Origin of the sequence: Flavobacterium cyanobacteriorum, assembly GCF_002251835.1 — a bacterium.
GTDB lineage: Bacteria > Bacteroidota > Bacteroidia > Flavobacteriales > Flavobacteriaceae > Flavobacterium > Flavobacterium cyanobacteriorum.
Map to the genome: position 1 here is coordinate 1 of NZ_NOXV01000050.1, position 1,336 is coordinate 1,336.

At 36.5% G+C, this 1,336-nt stretch carries 1 protein-coding gene; it reads right to left on the bottom strand.

The window, feature by feature from the left end:
• Window positions 1-591 precede the first annotated feature (591 nt).
• A complete protein-coding gene (locus tag CHU92_RS00455; RefSeq protein ID WP_094411509.1) occupies window positions 592-1,161 on the bottom strand; it encodes a YceI family protein in 570 nt (189 codons plus the stop codon).
• Window positions 1,162-1,336 lie beyond the last annotated feature (175 nt).

Genomic DNA, 1,336 nt, shown 5'->3' on the forward strand with positions numbered 1-1,336 from the left:
CAACAGATTTACAGTCTGCCCTCGTTGGCCGCTTGAGTATCTCCCCTCAATTATTGTAAATCTTTTCGCTAATGCGGTTGCAAATATAGGGTTGTTTTTTAAGTTAACAAACATATCGCCCCCTTATTTAAAAACTATTTGCTAAGCGCCTGTTATATAATAAAATAAAATGATGCCGTCTCAATAGTAAAATTTGAGGCCGTTTTTATCCAGTTTTGATTATTTTAATTGCCCGTTTTGCATATGCCTTTTTTCATCCGCATAAAAGGGACATCAGGCCGGTTTTGCTATAGGAGTTCCTTTCGCCCAGGATAGCTTCTTGCCTTTCCTGCTTTTGAAGGTTTTTTTCAAAGTTTTGCTTGATGTAGCGTAGTTTTGCTTTGGATTTTGATTAGGCTTTTTTATTGCCTGAGAGTTTAGCGTCAATTTGCCCAACAGTTTTTGGATAACTTCTTTGCTGATTTCCCTGAACTGGGGTGGTTCGGGATTTGGTTCGTCATCATTGGAGATACTTTGGGCATAAATACCTGTAAATCAAAAAACCGCCTCAGTTGTGAGACGGCTTCTTTTCGTTCAATTTAAATCCTGAAATTAAAACACTAAATTTACTGTAAGGTCAAATTCATCATAGATGGCTTTGTCGCCAAGGCCATCAAAGAAACTGCCTGAACCGTATTTAATGTCATATTTGGTCCTGTCAACCTTAAACGTAGTTGTTGCAGAATTCTTATTTACGGTGAGGTCAAAAGTTACCGGCTTGGTTATATTTTTCATGGTTAGGTCAGCTGTAACAGTATATACATTAGCTGATTTTGCTTTTACAGACTTAAATACCAGTTTTGAAGTCGGGTTGTTTGATGTGCCAAAGAAATCATCTGCCTTTAGATGGCCTTCAAGTTTTTCCTTTCCTTCACCTGCCTTAATATCTGTTACATTAATTGAGGCCATATCTACGGTAAAACTGCCGCCGGTGAGTTTACCGCTTTTAAAAGTAAGTACGCCGTCTTTAAAGCTTATTGTACCGCTGTGCTGGCCGGTCACTTTTTTACCTACCCATGCAATGGTGCTTTTTGAGGTGTTGATTTTCTTGTCCTGTGCCGTAGCAGTAAGGGTTGTTAAGGCTACTACCAGCGCAATTGCAATTGTTTTAAAATTTCTCATCTGTTAAAAATTAAAAAGGTTAATTATATTAAATAGTTATCAATAATTCTTCTTTAGTCCATTTATTTATTCAAATGCCGGAAATAATCATCAGGATGGTTCAGGCTTTCAATTGAGGTTATTTTATAATTTTTTTTAGTACACGACAAAAAATATAATTGATTAAAAATCAATA